We start from the raw sequence: 16773 nt of genomic DNA on the forward strand, positions 1-16773 counted from the left end.
TATGAAACGTTTAGAAGAAATGATTAACAAAGAAGGAATCGTCCTGTCCGATCAAGTCTTGAAAGTCGATGCATTCCTTAACCATCAAGTCGATCCGACATTGATGTGGGAAATTGCTTATGAATTCATGAATCGGTTTCAAGACGCAGGCATTACGCGGATTTTAACGATTGAAGCAGGTGGAATCGCACCGGCGATGATGACGGCGCTTCGTCTCGGTGTACCGATGGTCTATGCACGAAAAACGAAGTCGCTGACGTTAAACGAAGGAACGATTTCAGCAGAAGTCTACTCGTTTACGAAACAGCAGACGAGTACGATCACAGTCGCTGAAAAGTACTTACAGCAAGGTGAACGTGTGCTGATCATCGATGACTTTTTAGCGAACGGGGAAGCGGCGTTCGGTCTTGCTAAATTAGTCGAGCAGGCAGGAGCAGAAGTCGTCGGTATCGGAATCGTGATCGAAAAATCATTCCAACCGGGGCGAGAGAAGTTACTTGATGCAGGATTCCTTGTTGAATCGCTCGCGCGAATTGAAAAATTAGAGAACGGGAAAGCGACGTTCGTCCGCTCGGTGAACGTATGAAATCCTTATCGAATTTTAAAGCGGCAGGGCTCGGACTCCAACATGTCCTCGCCATGTATACAGGAGCAGCCATCGTTCCGTTGATCGTCGGCAGTGCAATCGGACTATCCGGAGAAGGCCTCGCGTATCTTGTCGCGATTGACCTATTCATGTGTGGAATCGCGACGTTACTCCAAGTCTTCGTCACGAAGTATACCGGTGTCGGACTGCCGGTCGTGCTCGGATGTACGTTCACGGCAGTCGGACCGATGATTGCGATCGGTAGCATGCAGGGCATCACGGCGATTTACGGCGCATTAATCGCAAGCGGCATCATCATTTTATTGATTTCCGGACTCTTTAGCCGGATTGCGATTTTATTTCCGCCGGTCGTGCTCGGATCCGTCGTGACGATTATCGGAATATCACTCATTCCGGCAGCCATCAATGATATCGGTGGCGGACAAGGTGTTAAAGATTTTGGTGACTTCCGATACCTCGGTCTCGCCGGATTAACGATTGCTTTAATCTTGATTTTAAATCGTTACGGCACCGTTTTTTCGAAGGCAGCCGCTGTCTTGATTGCGGTACTCATCGGAACACTTGTCGCGTTCGGCATGGGGATGATTGATTTTAGTCCAGTCGCTGACGCCTCGTGGTTCCAAATGATTACACCGTTTTACTTTGGTGCACCGACGTTTAATATCACGGCGATTTTGACGATGACGCTCGTTGGTCTCGTCTCAATGGTTGAATCGACAGGCGTCTTCTTGACGCTTGGTGAAATCACGGATAAAAAACTCTCGAAGCAAGACTTAGCACGCGGTTACCGGGCAGAGGGTGCTGCGACAATCATCGGCGGGATTTTCAACAGTTTTCCATACACGACCTACAGTCAAAATGTCGGGCTTGTTCAACTGACGGGCGTCAAAACACGAAAAGTCATCATCTTTGCCGGGTTGTTTTTAGTCATCCTCGGTTTCTTGCCGAAAGTCGCCACCTTTACGACACTGATTCCGAAACCAGTGCTTGGTGGGGCAATGCTCATCATGTTTGGGACGGTTGCAGCAAGCGGAATTCGAATTCTGTCTCGCGTCGACTTCGCAAAAAACGACCACGTCTTGACGGTCGCCTTATCGCTTGGCGTCGGACTTGGCATCAGTATGAACCCAGCGATTGTGTCCGGTTTACCGGAACAAATCCGCGTCTTGACGGATAGTCCGATTGTCGCCGGTTCGTTGACGGCATTGCTTCTCAATGGTTTGTTCCGTTTGGCTGATCGCAAGCAGCGTACAGAAGACGAACAATTCGCAAAAGCTGAGTAAATAGTAGAACGATTGTGTTACGAGCAGACCTGCATCTTCGGATGGAGGTCTCTTTTTTGTGATGAGAGAACGTTACACAAATCAGAATATTTCGAGTATGGGAAGAAAGTGGTAAATCTCACTTGAAAACGTTTACAAATCAGACACCTCTTCTTTATACTGACAACGTAGCGGTTTGGGGAACTGCTAAGAACGATAGAGAGACAGGAAGGACGTCGTACAAATGAAGCAACAGACAGAGCTAAATCGGGGACTGGAAGAGCGTCATATTACGTTGATGTCGCTGGGGGCGGCAATCGGTGTTGGACTTTTCCTAGGCTCGGCAAAAGCCATTCAGTTGGCAGGACCAGGGATTCTGATTGGTTATTTAATCGGCGGTATCATCATCTTCATCATCATGCGGGCACTTGGGGAGCTCGCGGTACGTGAACCGGTGGCGGGAAGCTTTGCTGAATACGCCCGGAAATATGTCAGTCCACTCGCTGGATTTTTGACCGGGTGGAATTATTGGCTTCTGTGGATTTTTACATGTATGGCAGAAATCACAGCAGTCGGAATTTATATGCAGGAATGGTTCCCGCAGTCGGAACGCTGGATTTGGGCGCTTGCAGCATTACTACTTATGACGAGCATTAATTTCATTGCCGTCAAATTTTATGGCGAATTCGAATTTTGGTTCGCCTTGATTAAGATTGTCGCGATTGTCGTGATGATTATTCTTGGGACATTGACGATTGTCGTCGGACTTGGCAACGGGGGTACACCGGTCGGGATTTCTAATCTTTGGTCGCATGGTGGATTCCTGCCAAACGGATTCGGGGGAGTCCTGCTGGCGATGCAAATGGTCATGTTTGCGTTCTTAGGCATTGAAGTGATTGGGGTCACAGCTGGGGAAGCTAAAAATCCAAAGAAAACGATTCGGAAGGCGGTCAACAACGTCTTTTTACGCATCTTGATTTTCTACATTGGTGCGCTGTTCGTCATCTTGTCGATTTATCCATGGGATCAAGTCGGACAAAACAACAGTAGCCCGTTCGTCTTATTGTTTCAGCAACTGGGTATTCCGTCAGCTGCCGGAATCATCAACTTCGTTGTACTGACAGCAGCTTTGTCGTCATGTAACTCGGGGATTTTCTCGACGGCGCGGATGATGATGAACCTGGCACAAAATGAAGAAGCACCAAAACGATTCGCAAAGATTTCCAAAAACGGTGTTCCGGCAATTGCGACGATTCTTTCAGGGATCGCGCTGCTCGTCGGTGTCGCCTTAAACTATTTCTTACCGGAAAGTGTTTTTGCAATCGTGACGAGTATTGCGACGTTTGGAGCCGTCTGGACGTGGGCGATGATTTTGATTTCGCAAATGCGGGCTCGGAAAGTCTATGGTACGGCAGAATTTGCTGTTCCGTTCTTCCCGGTCGCGAACTACATCGCCTTGCTTGCGCTAGCTGGTGTCATCGTCTTGATGGCGTTTGATGCCAGTACACGCATCGCACTGATTGTTGGACCACTGTGGTATGTGATTTTGATTGCGGTCTACTATGCGCGGGGGATGCATAAGCAGACACGACGCTCGTTCGACCGGGCATCAGGGGAATGAATCAGGGAGACCGGCTTCGGCCGGTCTCTTTTGTTCTGTTTCGACGTCAGTTTTGCTACACTGAACAAAGATGAAATAAAAGGAGGAACTACGATGAAAACAATCCATGTCGATCAGTTACAAGAAAAGCTTGAAGCCGGTGAAGCACTTCACGTCGTGGACGTGCGCGAGCAGGATGAATATGACGCGGGTCATATCCCGAATGTCCGTCTCTTACCGATGTCTGAAATCGGTGAACGCTATACGGAGCTGCAAGAAGGTGAAACGTACTACCTGATCTGTAAAGCAGGTGGACGCAGTGAAAACGTCGGACGTTTCCTCGAACAGTATGGCTATGACATCGTCAACGTCGAAGGCGGGATGATGAACTGGAAGGGCGATCAAGAAGCGTAAAGCGATAGTGTTCTTTTCTCAAACGTTCTGTTCGCGAAGTTATCCCGCATCACTTTATAGGTAGTCCAAGAAGGTAATTCATGAAAATGGATTACCTTCTCAGGCTGTGGACAACGTGCTATCGGGAGATACAGTGTCTTTTTTCGTTGATTTTCTCTGGCGAGGCGCAAGCCGCTGCTCCTTGATCCTAGCGGACAACGAGCAGGGTCTTGCCTGCCTCTGAAAAGTGCGCTAAACATGCACTTTTCCCCGCAGGAGTCAACGAAACGTGACACTTTTTAGGTAATACCGTGACGGAAAGCTGGGCATGCAGGCGGTTTAGAGCGCCGCGATTCGTCTCGAATCGCTTTTAAAGCGAAAAGCAATCGGTCGCGACCCTGCAGCTTTGCTGTAGCGGCGCGGAAGATTGCCGCTTTGAAGACGAGGCGAGACAGGGAAGCGCGAACTGATTGCCTCTCGTTATCGCATGTTCACGCTTCATAAGAGTTTGTCTGCACGCTGAGAAGGTTATCCATGAAAATGGATTACCTTCTTTTTTATTTAGTTGTGAAAAATGACACGTTCTGACCGATATATAGATTAGAACAACGAGTTTACATATCGGGAAGAGGAGACGTGTATGGAACAGACAAAAAAACGAACGATTAGCATCAAGCAGAAACTAATTATCACATCTTTGCTCTTATTATTGATTCCATCGTTATTGATTGGTTTTGTTGCATACAACCAAGCGAAACAGAAAATCACAGATCAAATCCTGCAATCTGCGCATGCCGGTGTTGACCGGATGAACGATGAAATCATGAATATCGTTGATCCGATGCGGCGCGATGTTGCTTTCTTTGCAGACCGGATTGATGGAATGCTCTATCAAAAAGGGAAACAAAATTTAGCATTGAAAGAAAAGATGACAGAATATCTCGATACACACCCGCAAGCAGCAAATCTTTATTACGCGACGACAGCAGGGGAGATGGTAATTTACCCAGAACAATCCTTACCGGATGACTACGATCCACGGGAACGGCCGTGGTATCAGGCAGCGGAAGAAGCCGGTGGGAAAGTCGTCATTACTGATCCATACGTCGACGCAGCTTCAGGGAAGATGATGGTCACCCTTTCACAAACGGGTGGTGATGGACGTGGTGTCATTGCTGTCGATGTGGATGTCGATCGAATTTCTGAAATCGCTAAAAAAATTAAAATCGGTCAAGAAGGCTATGTCACGATTCTCGATTCCAATAAGAATTTCGTCACACATCCGACAAAGAAGGCTGGAGAAAAGGCATCTGGAGACTGGGTCACGTCCCTTTATGCCGGGAAAAATGGTCAGTTCTCTTATGAGTTTGAGAATCAAGGAAAGAAAATGGACTATATGACGAACAGTTTGACGGGATGGAAAGTCGCCGGAACACTGTACGATAAAGAAATTACAAATGAAACATCGGGCATTCTTTGGACGACGCTTGCCGTCATCGCTGGAACGTTCTTGTTAGCAGCTGTCTTAATTTACTTTATTCTCCGTTCGATCCTCCGTCCGTTAAGTCGTTTGACGGAAAGTGCCGATCGGATTAAAGAAGGTGATTTGACGGAGCAAGTCATCGTCGAATCCAATGACGAAATCGGTCAGGTGGCCCAAAGTTTTAATGTCATGGTCACATCACTCCGGTCGATCGTGACGAACCTCGATCAATCGATTGGGCAAGTTGCGGCGTCTTCAGAAGAATTGATGGCGAACGCAGCGCAAACGACAGCAGCTTCCGAGCAAATCGCAGGTTCCGTCCAACAGATGGCAGCAGGTGCTGACCACTCGAAACGTCAACTCGAAGGAAACGCTGTATCACTCCAAGCGATTACGTCAGGTGTCATGCGAATCGCAGAGAGTTCGACGAACGTCTCCGAGCTATCACGGGCAACAGCACTCGAAGCAGAAGACGGAACGATTGCGGTCGGGAAAAATGTGACACAGATGAAAGCGATTGATGCATCGGTCGAAAACTTCGGTGAAGTCATTCAATCCTTGGCTCATCGCTCAAACGAAATCGGAAAGATTGTCGATGTCATCAACGGGATTGCAGCCCAAACGAACTTGCTTGCCTTGAATGCAGCGATCGAAGCAGCACGGGCCGGCGAAAATGGAAAAGGATTTGCGGTCGTCGCGAGTGAAGTTCGGAAGCTAGCCGAACAGTCACAAGAGTCGACAAAACAAATTTCGGGCCTGATTACAAACATCAAGCAGGAAACAGAACGGTCGGTTTCCTTGATGAAAGAAGTATCGCATCATACGAAAGCCGGACTTGAGACGACAGAAGATTCAGCGGAACGTTTCAAGAAAATTATGTTACGGACACAAGAGATGACGCCACGAATCGAAGATGTCACAGCGACGGTCGAAGAAATCGCGGCGAACGTCCAAGAAGTGTCGGCTTCGGCAACGGAAATCGCTCATATTGCGGATGAAAATTCGACAGCATCCGAACGTGTTGCGACGACGACGGAAGAACAGCTCGGTTCGATGGAAGAAATTTCGCAATCCGCGAAAGCATTGTCGGATATGGCAGAAGAACTACAAGAAATGGTGACGCAATTCCGCGTTTAAACCAGATGAAGGCGACTACATCAGCGAAACTGAGCTGGACGTAGTCGCTTTTTTTATTGTGAATTTGCTTGAAGCGATAGGAAAACGGGAAAAATATAAGTGTAGTGTTGAGTCCTAGGAGGTGGAAAGATGGCGCGATTGAAAAAGTTGAAAGAATGGCAGGAAGCAGGATTGCTTGATGCAGAAACCGTCGATCGAATTGAAGCGTACGAACACAAACACCAAGTCAAAAAGCGGACGCCCTTACTGTTGATTGTCGGCTTGACGTTTGTCGGCTTGGCCTTACTCAGTTTTTTAGCGGCCAATTGGCAAGTCATTCCGGCATTGGTCAAAATCGGACTCGTTCTTGTCATCATGTTCAGTTGTTATGTGCTAGCTGATATTTCCGAACGCCGGACGATTTGGAATCCGGTGGCGTTCCGGATACTCGGGATTCTCGCGTTCCTTGGTGCATTGATTGTCACGGTCCAAAGTTTTCATATGTCGCTTGAAAGCTCATTCATTGCCTGGGTAATCTTTCTTATGGCACTCGGTCATTTTTTCGTTTGGCGTCACGCTGCCTACGCTGTCGTCGCTTTTTTGGCGGGATTGAATATTTTTACGGGAATCGGCAGCTTCGGGAGCGAGTACGCTACATTTCTCGACTGGACATCATTTGTTTGTTTGATTCTGATATCCGTAGCCTGGTTCTATTTCAGTCAAACGTTTCCATCACTGATTTTTAGCTGGTTGCTCCTCTACTTCGCAGGGTTGGAATTGTTTTTCCTCGTTTCCTATGAAGGCATTCTTTGGCCGATTTGGACTTTATTTTTCCTCGTTCCATTACTGTTACTTGTTCGGGAGGAACAAAAGCGCCTGCTCCTCTACGCGCTCTATTTAGTCACGGCAGCCATTAACTCACTGGTCTATCTATCTGTCCGCGCAGAAACGACAACTGCTCCGATTTCGCTCGTCGAAGCGATTTTACTTGTACTTGCCGCAGCCGCGGTCGGAAGTTTGATTTATGTACGTTACCGTCCGCTCCTTTTCATCGTCCCGCTCGGTTTGGTCGGACTCTTATGGTTCGAGGAACAAGCGATCTTGATGGCGATTTTAGTTGAAGTGATGGCATTCGTTTATTTGATTGAGCGAGAACGAACCGGTCATCGTTTACTGATTCCGTTCGTTTATTTCATTGCCGTTCAACTGACGGTTTACTTCATTTATGCTTGGAATCGTCTGGATATGTCACTCTTTTTCCTAGGCGGGGCCTTACTCGTGTTCTTGATTGCCGGTGTGCTCTGGTGGATGCAACGACGTCGTGAAGGAGGTCAGTCGGCATGAAAAAGTACGGGTTTGCGTTTATTCAGACACTGATTGTTTTGCTTGTCGTGCTCAGTTTTTATGCGATTTCGTGGTTCGGAGAGAGTTACCGCTTCCGGGCAGAGCCGTTTGATCCATTTGATCCGATTTACGGGGAGTACGTCATGTTGCAGTATCCAGATTTAAAACCGGATGCTTCTGTCAAACAAGGACTTGTCTACGTTACGTTTATAACGGGGGAAGATGGATATGCAAGAATTGATAAAATCTCGAATGACCGCTTTTTCGGTTCGGTTGCTGGTGAGTATTACGATGAATACGTGACGATTTCTCAGCTGACTCAATATTATGTCGAACAAGGTACAGGGAAAGGGTATGAGGATGCGGAAAAATTAGAAGTCAAAGCTGATGTTTCGCCATGGGGAACCGTCCGGGCGACGGACTTATTGCTCCGAAACGAGTAAAAAAACAAAATGAGAGGATGGACCGTTACTAGGTCTTTCCTCTCATTTTTAATATTGTTTCAAGTCATACCGATTTCTTCATTGCTTCCAGGCGTTTCAAAAAAGTGCATCCGGTTAATGAAAAAAACGCTCTAGACAACGAGAGGTCATCTAGGGCGAGGGTGGTATAGGACTTATTGTGCGTCTTTATCGAACGTGATTCGAGCGATGGCATCATGTTGGTGAATCGTTTCTTCGTTTCGGCATTCGACGAAGAACGTTGCGATCGCATCCATTTCGTAGAGATCAGCCGCGATTAAGCGGACCATATCTTCGACGAAGCGTGGGTTTTCGTAAGCCATCTCCGTAACACGTTTTTCATCCGGACGTTTGAGGACCGGGTGAAGTGGTGCTGATGCATTTGATTCAGCCGCATCCAGTAATTCTTGTTTCCAGTCAAAGTCATCTGCCTCGTCACGAAGCGATGCTTCCATCGTGACGTAACCACGTTGGTTATGGGCACTGTACTCGCTGATTTCTTTTGAACATGGGCAGAGTGTCGTGACATTGATCGTTAACCCGACCGTCAACGTTGCTTCATTCGTTTCCGTATCGACACTGACCGTTTGCCAGACTTCGGCATTCATCAGACCGCTGAGTCCAGTTGCCGGTGCTTTACGCGTGAAGAACCATGGGTAGCGAATCGTTAATTGACCTTCAGACTGCTCCATCCGCTCGGCTAAATCGCGCGCGAACTGAATCAGTGATTCGTTCGTGACGACCCATCCTTCTTGATGGTACTGATCGAGTTGCTCCGTTAAGCGACTCATGTTGATGCCTTTACGGTCTTGAACGAGTGATGTCGAAAGCTCGAACGTCGCGACAGTGGCCTGCGTTTTGTCACCATCTTGGATGACGACAGGATGTTTGACGTTTGAAATACCGACTGCATCAAGTGCAAACAAGAAATTCTTTGGTGTATTTTGAAGATCAACCATTTTATCTTTTTCAGTAGGTTTTGTTCCTTTAACAGGGGGAACAGAACCGAAAAGCTTATGACGCTCTTCTTTTGTGGGTAGTGTAATCGGGTAGGTAGACATTTCAATTGGCCCCTTTGTCCTTTTGTATTTTATCAATAGTAATAACATGACAGGAATGCTAGAGACGAGCAACTCTGATGATTCCGCAAATGTGTTTGCACTATGTTGAACTGTTGATATGAATTTTATCATGAACTGATAGCAAAACGAAACTAGCAAGGCTCAGAATCAACAGTTTGCTAAACTCATCATAAGGGACACTTGCAAGTCTGTACTGAATCGGATAGTATATGTTCATATGAACGCGTAAATATTTTTTTAGTTAATGCCTTTGTGAAACTTATAAGATAGGAAGGAATGAAGTAGATGGATTGGCAGTTAGTACTACAATATGCCTGGGTAGTCGTCGTTTTAATCGCACTCGAAGGACTACTTTCAGCAGATAATGCACTCGTCCTCGCCGTCATGGTAAAACACTTACCAGGCGAACAACAGAAAAAGGCTTTATTTTATGGTTTGGCAGGAGCGTTCGTCCTCCGCTTCGCGGCATTGTTCGCGATTTCGTTCCTCGTTGATATTTGGCAGATTCAAGCACTTGGTGCAGCATACCTGCTTATCATGGGGTTACGGCATATTTATAAAACGGTCAAGGCACGACGGCTCGGTGAAAACCATGGGGCAGACAGTGAGCTCGATCAAGAACCGAAATCGGATGAGCCCGTCTCAAAAGCGGAGTTTTGGAAAACAGTCGCTAAAATTGAATTCGCCGATCTTGCATTCGCCGTCGATTCGATTCTTGCGGCGGTCGCACTCGCCGTCGCATTACCTGACTGGGGGACAAATGAAATTGGTGGATTGAATGCCGGACATTTCGTCGTCATCCTGACAGGTGGTTTGATGGGTGTCGTCTTGATGCGTTTCGCAGCGCGCGTCTTCGTCAGACTACTCGCAGAACGTCCTGGACTTGAAACAGCGGCATTCGCAATCGTCGCTTGGGTCGGAGTCAAGCTCGCCGTTCTTGCCCTTGAGCATCCGAAATATCACGCATCGATTGAAGGAACAATCTTTGAAGCGATGAAGTTACCGGAAGGCTTTGCTCACAGTACGCCATGGCAAGCGTTCTTCTGGACGGTCATGGTCGGTCTCGCAGTTTGGGGTTGGTTCTCTTCACCGAAAACAAAACCAAATCCAGATGCTGAGAAAAAAGTGGATCAACATCTTTAAGCGAAAGGCTCTCCGACTGGAGGGTCTTTTTTAGTGTGAACTCCGAAAAAAGGGGGAACATAGAAACAAAAGGTTCAAGCTTCCGTCTTTTTCTTTTACAGGTACAAAGATTATAATGAACCTAGTGAACAAAAAGGGGATTCGTTTTTATGGATATTGGATTAATTACGCAGTATGCGACGGTCGGGCTCGTCCTGATCATCTTACAAGGATTGCTGTCGGCTGATAATGCGATGGTCATGGCGGTACTCGTTCGTCCTTTACCGGACGATCAACGAAAAAAAGCGTTGTTTTACGGACTAATCGGGGCACTCGTCCTTCGTTTCATCGCGATTTTCTTTGCGTCGTACTTAGCGACTGTTTGGGAGTTACAGGCACTTGGTGCAGCGTACCTCTTTTATGTCGCCTTTAAAGGAATCGTCGAGGCACGATCAAACAAACATCAAATACCGGATGCGATGGCATCCAAAAAAGAATCGCCGAATTTTTGGTGGACGGTCGTCAAGGTCGAATTATCTGATTTAGCGTTTGCCGTCGATTCGACACTCGCGGCCGTTGCCATGGCGACGACATTACCGATGGTCGGCGGGATGATTGGTGGACTGAACACGGGACAATTTTGGGTCGTCTTCTTCAGTGGGATCATCGGACTTGTCATCATGCGGTACTTCGCAAGCTGGTTCGTTGTTTTACTCCAAAAACGACCAGGGATTGAAGAAGCAGCGTTTTGGCTCGTCGCTTGGGTCGGAGTTAAGCTCGTCATCATGACGCTTGCACACCCAACCATTCATGTCTTACCGCACGAGTTTCCGGAAAGCACGCTCTGGCAGACGATTTTCTGGGTCGTTCTCGGACTGATTCTTGTCATCGGCTGGTTCAGAAGTGGTGTCAAAGAAGAAAAATAATACAAAAATTGGACAGGGTCACAACTCCTCTGTCCTTTTTGATTTTGGGGGAGATTTCATGCAAAACGGTAACTTTATTCGGATGCTGACACGGATGCAGAACGTACCACGTTGGGATGAGTATGCTCCGCGTTTTCAAGACAATGCTGCGAGCCATAGTTTTCGCGTCGCTCTATTTAGTTTAATGGCGAGCTATATCGAACAAGAGCAGCAACCGGTTGAAATCGATCGCCTCCGCTTATTAGGAAAGGCACTGTTTCACGATATGAACGAAGTGATCACCGGTCCAATCAAACACCGGACGAAAAAAGAGCCGACACTTCATGATCACATTCAGGCGATGGAGCAACAGGCGAGTGAGAAACTAGTCGCCTTATTGTCAAAATCGCTTCAAACAGAATTTACAGACTATCTCGTCCATGCCGAAGATGACACGATTGAAGGGCAAATCGTTAAAGCGATCGATACGTTCGACGCGATGTTGTTCGCAAGACGGGAAGCACGGATGACGGCGTCACCGTTCTTTGAAGCAAAAACGCTTGAACTGAAAAACTATTTACTCGAACACCCGTTATATGCCATCCGTCGCTTGACGACATCCGTCTTTGCCGAAGACGAGATGGCACATTTCATTGACAATGCATTGATGATGGATACGATTCGACGCTGGAAAGGGCGCTTCAATACGATTGATGACAATGACGCGACACATGCGTTTCGGGCGGCTTCCCTCGGCTTGTTCAACGGTCTGATCGAGTCGAAAAAGTACGGGGTTACGATCGATACGGCTGAAGTCGTTTCGCGTTTGCTCTGTCACGATTTAGTCGAAGGGACGACAGGGGACGTCCTCGGACCGGTCAAACATGCGACGCCGGTCACGGCAGCTGCCTTTGAGGCCTATGAACGGGCAGAAGGGGAGGCGTTGATTGGATTATTACCTGACGTGATGCGAACAGAATTTTATCGTTTTCTCGTCGAAGCGAAAGATGATACGTATGAAGGACAGATGGTAGATGTCGTCGATAAGCTCGATGCGTTGATTAAAATGAATATGGAACGCAAGTTGAACGGAGTGGAATATGAGACAGGCTACCGGGCGCAACTGAAGAAAGTCCAGACGGCTTACGAAAATCCATCTGTCGTCTTTTTCCTCGCCTATGTCTTGCACGACTTGGATTACGTAACGACTTAAGGAGGAAATCGGATGGCAGATGTTTCACTCGTGAAAACGAAACGACTTACCTTGATTTTAATTTTAGGCTCATTGGCAGCACTCGGTCCGCTCTCGATCGACATGTATTTACCTGCTTTCCCCGACATGTCCCGTTCATTCGGGGCGAGTGCGTCGATGATTCAATTGAGTTTGACGGCATGTATGCTTGGCATGGCGCTCGGTCAATTGATTGTCGGACCGCTTAGCGATGTCCGCGGACGGAAACGTCCCTTAATACTCGCACTCGTCGCCTATCTCCTCGCCTCGCTTGCATGTGCGTTTGCTCCGACGATCGAAGTGTTGATTGCACTTCGTTTTGTGCAAGGGGCGGCTGGTGCTTCCGGCATCGTCATTTCGCGCGCGATCGTTCGTGATTTGTTTGAAGGACCGGAATTGACGAAGTTCTTTGCTGCTTTATCTCTCGTTAACGGGACGGCTCCGATTTTAGCACCAGTCATCGGTGGACAAATTTTACGGTTCGGTGATTGGCATGTGGTGTTTTATTTACTGGCCATCTTAAGTACGATGATGCTGCTTGCCGTTGCTTTCCGGTTACCGGAAACACTGCCGGTGCATCACCGGGTCGAAGGGAATCTCGCGACGACGGTTCGGACGTTCGGTCGTTTACTGACGGACCGCGTGTTCATCGGTTACGCCTTTGCACAAGCGTTCGTCATGGGTGCGATGTTCGCCTATATCTCCGGTTCGCCGTTCGTTTTACAAAATATTTACGGTGCGAGTCCGCAACAGTTTAGTTTCCTGTTCGGCTTGAACGGGATTGGAATCATCATCGCGGCTCAAATCGCAGGACGACTGGCTGGTCGCGTCGATAGTGAGAAATTGATGCGGATTGCCTTAATGATTGTTGCGGCGGCAAGCATCTTGTTGTTCCTCGGCTTGACCTTATCCGATGCCTTAATTTTTGTCATGATTCCACTTTTCTTCGTTGTGTCGAGCGTCGGTCTGATTTCAACGCTTGGTTTCACACTTGCGATGCAAAACTACGGGAAGACGGCAGGGAGCGCTTCTGCTTTGCTCGGTCTCTTGCCGATGCTCGTCGGTTCACTCGTTTCACCACTCGTCGGAATCATGGGCGAGGACTCGGCTTTACCGATGGGGTTGATCATCATGACACTCGATTGTTCAGCACTCGTCATCTACTATGTTTTGATTGTTAAACGGAAAAAGTAAACGGATTAAAACCGAGGAGCATCGCTCTTCGGTTTTTTTGTTTATCCGCATGAAAAATGGAAAAAGGAAATTGGTTTTTGAAACCATTTCCAAAAACTAGCGTACATAAAACTGAACGGATTAAACAGGAAAGGAGCACGAAGATGAGAAAACGACGTCAACCTGTCGCGGCCACGCCAAGTCAAGGAGCACTCGAAAGTTTGCTAGCGCGTCATTACGCGGCACAGAAAAAGTATGCACGGCGTTTGCAAGAAGACACCAGTCCGCGTGAGCGTGAGCTGGCACACCTGCTGTATGAAGAAAACCGGCATGAATACAAACGGATTTATCATCAGCTTTATGGCTCGAGTGCTTTTATCGAGGTGACAGAAGATGGACGTTAGTACGTTGTATCTCTATGCACTGGCAGCAGCAGGATGTGGCGTTTTGTTATCGGTCGTGTTCTCGGACCTGGTTCCGGGCGTCGATCAAATTTTTCATCCGACGTTGATTTTATCATTCGTCATTTTAACGTCGGCTTTCGGGTTCGGACTTGAGCATTTAACAGCCATGAGCTCATTGATGATCTTATTGCTCAGTGGATTCATCAGTCTTATTTTGACGATCTTAGTGCACTTGTTCATTTTTGTACCGCTTGCCGAAGCCGAGCAGTCGCTAGGTTTTTCCGAGCAGATGTTAGAAGGAAGAAGTGCAACAGTCATCCTACCGATTCCGAGAGACGGATATGGAGAAATTTTAGTCGATGACGTCTCCGGACGGATTTCAAAATCAGCCGTTTTATTTGAAGGACCGCCGCTCGATCAAGGAACGAAAGTCATCATCATTGAAATCAAACAAGGGGTGGCGCACGTCATGACCTACCCGAACCAATGGAAAGAGGAGATGTTTACGTGAATCCAGTTATTATTGTGGCGATTATCGCCGGCGCGCTCATTTTAGCGCTTGTTGCTCTATTTATCACGAAGTACCGGACAGTTGGGCCAGAAGAAGCGTTAATCGTGTCGGGGAGTTATCTCGGAAATAGTCCAAGTGTCAATACGGATGAATCCGGTAACCGCGTTAAAATCATTCGCGGTGGCGGGGCATTCATCTTGCCGGTCTTCCAACAGGCGACACCGCTCAGTTTACTGTCGAGCAAGCTCGAAGTAACAACGCCTGAAGTCTACACGGAGCAAGGTGTTCCGGTCATGGCGGACGGAACGGCAATCATTAAAATCGGCAGCTCGATTTCGGAAATCGCGACGGCAGCCGAGCAATTCCTCGGGAAATCAAAGGAAGACCGTGAAAGTGAGGCACGGGAAGTCCTCGAAGGTCACTTACGGTCGATTCTTGGATCGATGACGGTCGAAGAAATCTATAAGAACCGCGATAAATTTTCGCAAGAAGTCCAGCGTGTCGCTTCACAAGATCTCGCGAAGATGGGACTGATCATCGTCTCGTTCACGATTAAAGATGTTCGCGATAAAAACGGTTATCTCGAATCACTCGGGAAACCACGCATCGCGCAAGTGCGCCGTGACGCTGATATCGCGACAGCGGATGCTGAAAAAGAAACGCGTATCAAACGGGCAGAAGCTTCAAAAGATGCGAAAAAAGCAGAGCTCGAGCGCGCGACTGAAATCGCGGAAGCAGAAAAAGAAAATCAATTGAAGATGGCAGACTATCGTCGCGAACAAGACATCGCGAAGGCGAAAGCCGACCAAGCCTACGACTTAGAAAATGCACGCGCGCAACAAGAAGTCACAGAGCAACAAATGCAAATCAAAATCATCGAACGGCAAAAACAAATCGAACTCGAAGAACGTGAAATTCTCCGTCGCGAGAAACAGTACGACGCAGAAGTTAAAAAACGTGCCGATGCCGATCGGTACTCGATCGAACAGGCAGCACAAGCGGACCGGGCGAAACAATATGCAGAAGCCGATGCGACGAAATACCGGATTGAAGCGTCAGCGAAGGCCGATGCGGAACGGATTCGCCTTGATGGTCTCGCAAAAGCCGACGCCGAGCGGGCACAAGGGGAGACAGAAGCGGACATCATCCGCCTGAAAGGTCTTGCGGAAGCGGAAGCAAAAGAGAAAATCGCCCAAGCCTTCGAACAATTCGGACAAGCGGCGATTCTCGACATGGTCATTCGCATGATGCCGGAATATGCGAAAGAAATTGCGGCACCACTCGGTAACATCGACAAGATCACGGTCGTCGATACAGGGAACGGTGAAGGTGGCGGTGCGAACCGTGTGACGGGTTATGCGACGGACTTGATGGCGTCACTCCAAGAGACGTTGAAGGCTTCTTCCGGAATCGATGTCAAAGAATTGATTGAGAACTTTTCTGGAAAAGGGACAGCCAAACCGTTGACGGTCAACTTGAATCAAGGTGAGCCGGTAGCGACGGGAGCGAAAACAGAAGGATAAGAAGATTGATTGGTTATTCGAAAAAAAGCGACTCGTGCACTTCATGTGTGCGAGTCGCTTCCGCATATAGAGGGGGATAAAACCTTCTTCCATCTAAAGACTGTAAACAAAATGCTATCGAAAGATCAAGCGTCTTTATTCGTTGCTTTCCTCGGGCGAGGCGCAAGCCGTTGCACCTTGTTCCTCACGGCCAACGAGCAGGGTCTTGCCTGCCTCTGGCAAGTCGCGTTAAAAACGCACTTTTTCCTGTAGGATTCAACGAAACATGACACTTTTTAGGTAATACCGTGACGGAAAGCCGGGCGTGAAGACGGTTTAGAGCGCGATCCGTCTCGAATCGCTTTAGAACCGCGAAAAGCAATCGGTCGCGACTCTGCAGCTTTGCTGTAGCGACGCGGAAGATTGCCGCTTTGAAGACGAGGCGAGACAGGGAAGCGCGACACAACAGCAGACCGAAGAAAAACCTTCACTTTTCATAAGCAGTTGCCTACAACCTAAAGACTCGCTCACTCATTCGAGTGGCGAGTCTTTTTTATTAAAAGGAAAAATAAATGCA

General features: G+C 47.9%; 15 protein-coding genes. 14 read left to right on the forward strand and 1 reads right to left on the reverse strand.

The window, feature by feature from the left end; translation table 11 throughout:
- Position 1 precedes the first annotated feature (1 nt).
- The 7 genes from AC0VYQ_RS01335 to AC0VYQ_RS01365 all read left to right on the forward strand — a co-directional run bounded on the left by AC0VYQ_RS01335 (position 2) and on the right by AC0VYQ_RS01365 (position 8248).
- The gene (locus tag AC0VYQ_RS01335; RefSeq protein WP_475404040.1) at positions 2–586 is read left to right on the forward strand and encodes a xanthine phosphoribosyltransferase; all 585 of its coding nucleotides are present in this window, start codon (positions 2–4) and stop codon (positions 584–586) included.
- On the forward strand, positions 583–1890 hold the full coding sequence (locus tag AC0VYQ_RS01340) for a nucleobase:cation symporter-2 family protein (RefSeq protein ID WP_214811444.1): 1308 nt from the start codon (positions 583–585) through the stop codon (positions 1888–1890). Before AC0VYQ_RS01335 ends, AC0VYQ_RS01340 begins: the two co-directional genes overlap by 4 nt.
- Positions 1891–2113: 223 nt before the next feature.
- Positions 2114–3490, forward strand: a complete 1377-nt coding sequence (locus AC0VYQ_RS01345) for an amino acid permease (RefSeq protein ID WP_475404041.1) — start codon at positions 2114–2116, stop codon at positions 3488–3490.
- 93 nt (positions 3491–3583) lie between these two features.
- On the forward strand, positions 3584–3883 hold the full coding sequence (locus tag AC0VYQ_RS01350; protein WP_475404042.1) for a rhodanese-like domain-containing protein: 300 nt from the start codon (positions 3584–3586) through the stop codon (positions 3881–3883).
- A 619-nt stretch (positions 3884–4502) separates the two neighbouring features.
- Entirely contained in the window at positions 4503–6482 is a 1980-nt protein-coding gene (locus AC0VYQ_RS01355; RefSeq protein WP_475404043.1) for a methyl-accepting chemotaxis protein, read from the forward strand.
- Positions 6483–6611: 129 nt separating this feature from the next.
- The gene (locus AC0VYQ_RS01360) at positions 6612–7805 is read left to right on the forward strand and encodes a DUF2157 domain-containing protein (RefSeq protein WP_475404044.1); all 1194 of its coding nucleotides are present in this window, start codon (positions 6612–6614) and stop codon (positions 7803–7805) included.
- Positions 7802–8248: a GDYXXLXY domain-containing protein gene (locus tag AC0VYQ_RS01365; protein ID WP_475404045.1), complete on the forward strand. Its 447-nt coding sequence runs from the start codon at positions 7802–7804 to the stop codon at positions 8246–8248. The genes AC0VYQ_RS01360 and AC0VYQ_RS01365 overlap by 4 nt, the downstream gene beginning before the upstream one ends.
- A gap of 173 nt (positions 8249–8421) precedes the next feature.
- Here the strand turns inward: AC0VYQ_RS01365 and folE2 are convergent, their stop codons facing one another.
- On the reverse strand, positions 8422–9327 hold the full coding sequence (gene folE2 / locus AC0VYQ_RS01370) for a GTP cyclohydrolase FolE2 (RefSeq protein WP_029332371.1): 906 nt from the start codon (positions 9325–9327) through the stop codon (positions 8422–8424).
- A 306-nt stretch (positions 9328–9633) separates the two neighbouring features.
- Here folE2 and AC0VYQ_RS01375 point away from each other — a divergent pair, with 306 nt between their 5' ends.
- The 7 genes from AC0VYQ_RS01375 (at position 9634) to AC0VYQ_RS01405 (ending at position 16217) form a co-directional block, all read left to right on the forward strand.
- Positions 9634–10491: a TerC family protein gene (locus AC0VYQ_RS01375; RefSeq protein ID WP_088836085.1), complete on the forward strand. Its 858-nt coding sequence runs from the start codon at positions 9634–9636 to the stop codon at positions 10489–10491.
- 149 nt (positions 10492–10640) lie between these two features.
- A complete protein-coding gene (locus AC0VYQ_RS01380) occupies positions 10641–11396 on the forward strand; it encodes a TerC family protein (protein ID WP_088836086.1) in 756 nt (251 codons plus the stop codon).
- A 58-nt stretch (positions 11397–11454) separates the two neighbouring features.
- Positions 11455–12588, forward strand: coding sequence for a YfbR-like 5'-deoxynucleotidase (locus tag AC0VYQ_RS01385; RefSeq protein WP_088836087.1), 1134 nt, complete (start codon positions 11455–11457; stop codon positions 12586–12588).
- 12 nt (positions 12589–12600) lie between these two features.
- Positions 12601–13800 carry a Bcr/CflA family multidrug efflux MFS transporter gene (locus tag AC0VYQ_RS01390; protein WP_475404046.1) on the forward strand — a complete coding sequence of 400 codons (1200 nt, stop codon included), beginning with the start codon at positions 12601–12603 and terminating at the stop codon, positions 13798–13800.
- Positions 13801–13943: 143 nt separating this feature from the next.
- Positions 13944–14183: a hypothetical protein gene (locus AC0VYQ_RS01395; protein WP_029332376.1), complete on the forward strand. Its 240-nt coding sequence runs from the start codon at positions 13944–13946 to the stop codon at positions 14181–14183.
- Complete coding sequence (locus AC0VYQ_RS01400) at positions 14173–14694, forward strand: NfeD family membrane protein (protein WP_475404047.1); 522 nt, start codon at positions 14173–14175, stop codon at positions 14692–14694. Before AC0VYQ_RS01395 ends, AC0VYQ_RS01400 begins: the two co-directional genes overlap by 11 nt.
- On the forward strand, positions 14670–16217 hold the full coding sequence (locus AC0VYQ_RS01405) for a flotillin family protein (protein ID WP_214802798.1): 1548 nt from the start codon (positions 14670–14672) through the stop codon (positions 16215–16217). The genes AC0VYQ_RS01400 and AC0VYQ_RS01405 overlap by 25 nt, the downstream gene beginning before the upstream one ends.
- Positions 16218–16773 lie beyond the last annotated feature (556 nt).

Source organism: Exiguobacterium sp. QJM3NY_9, assembly GCF_056173545.1.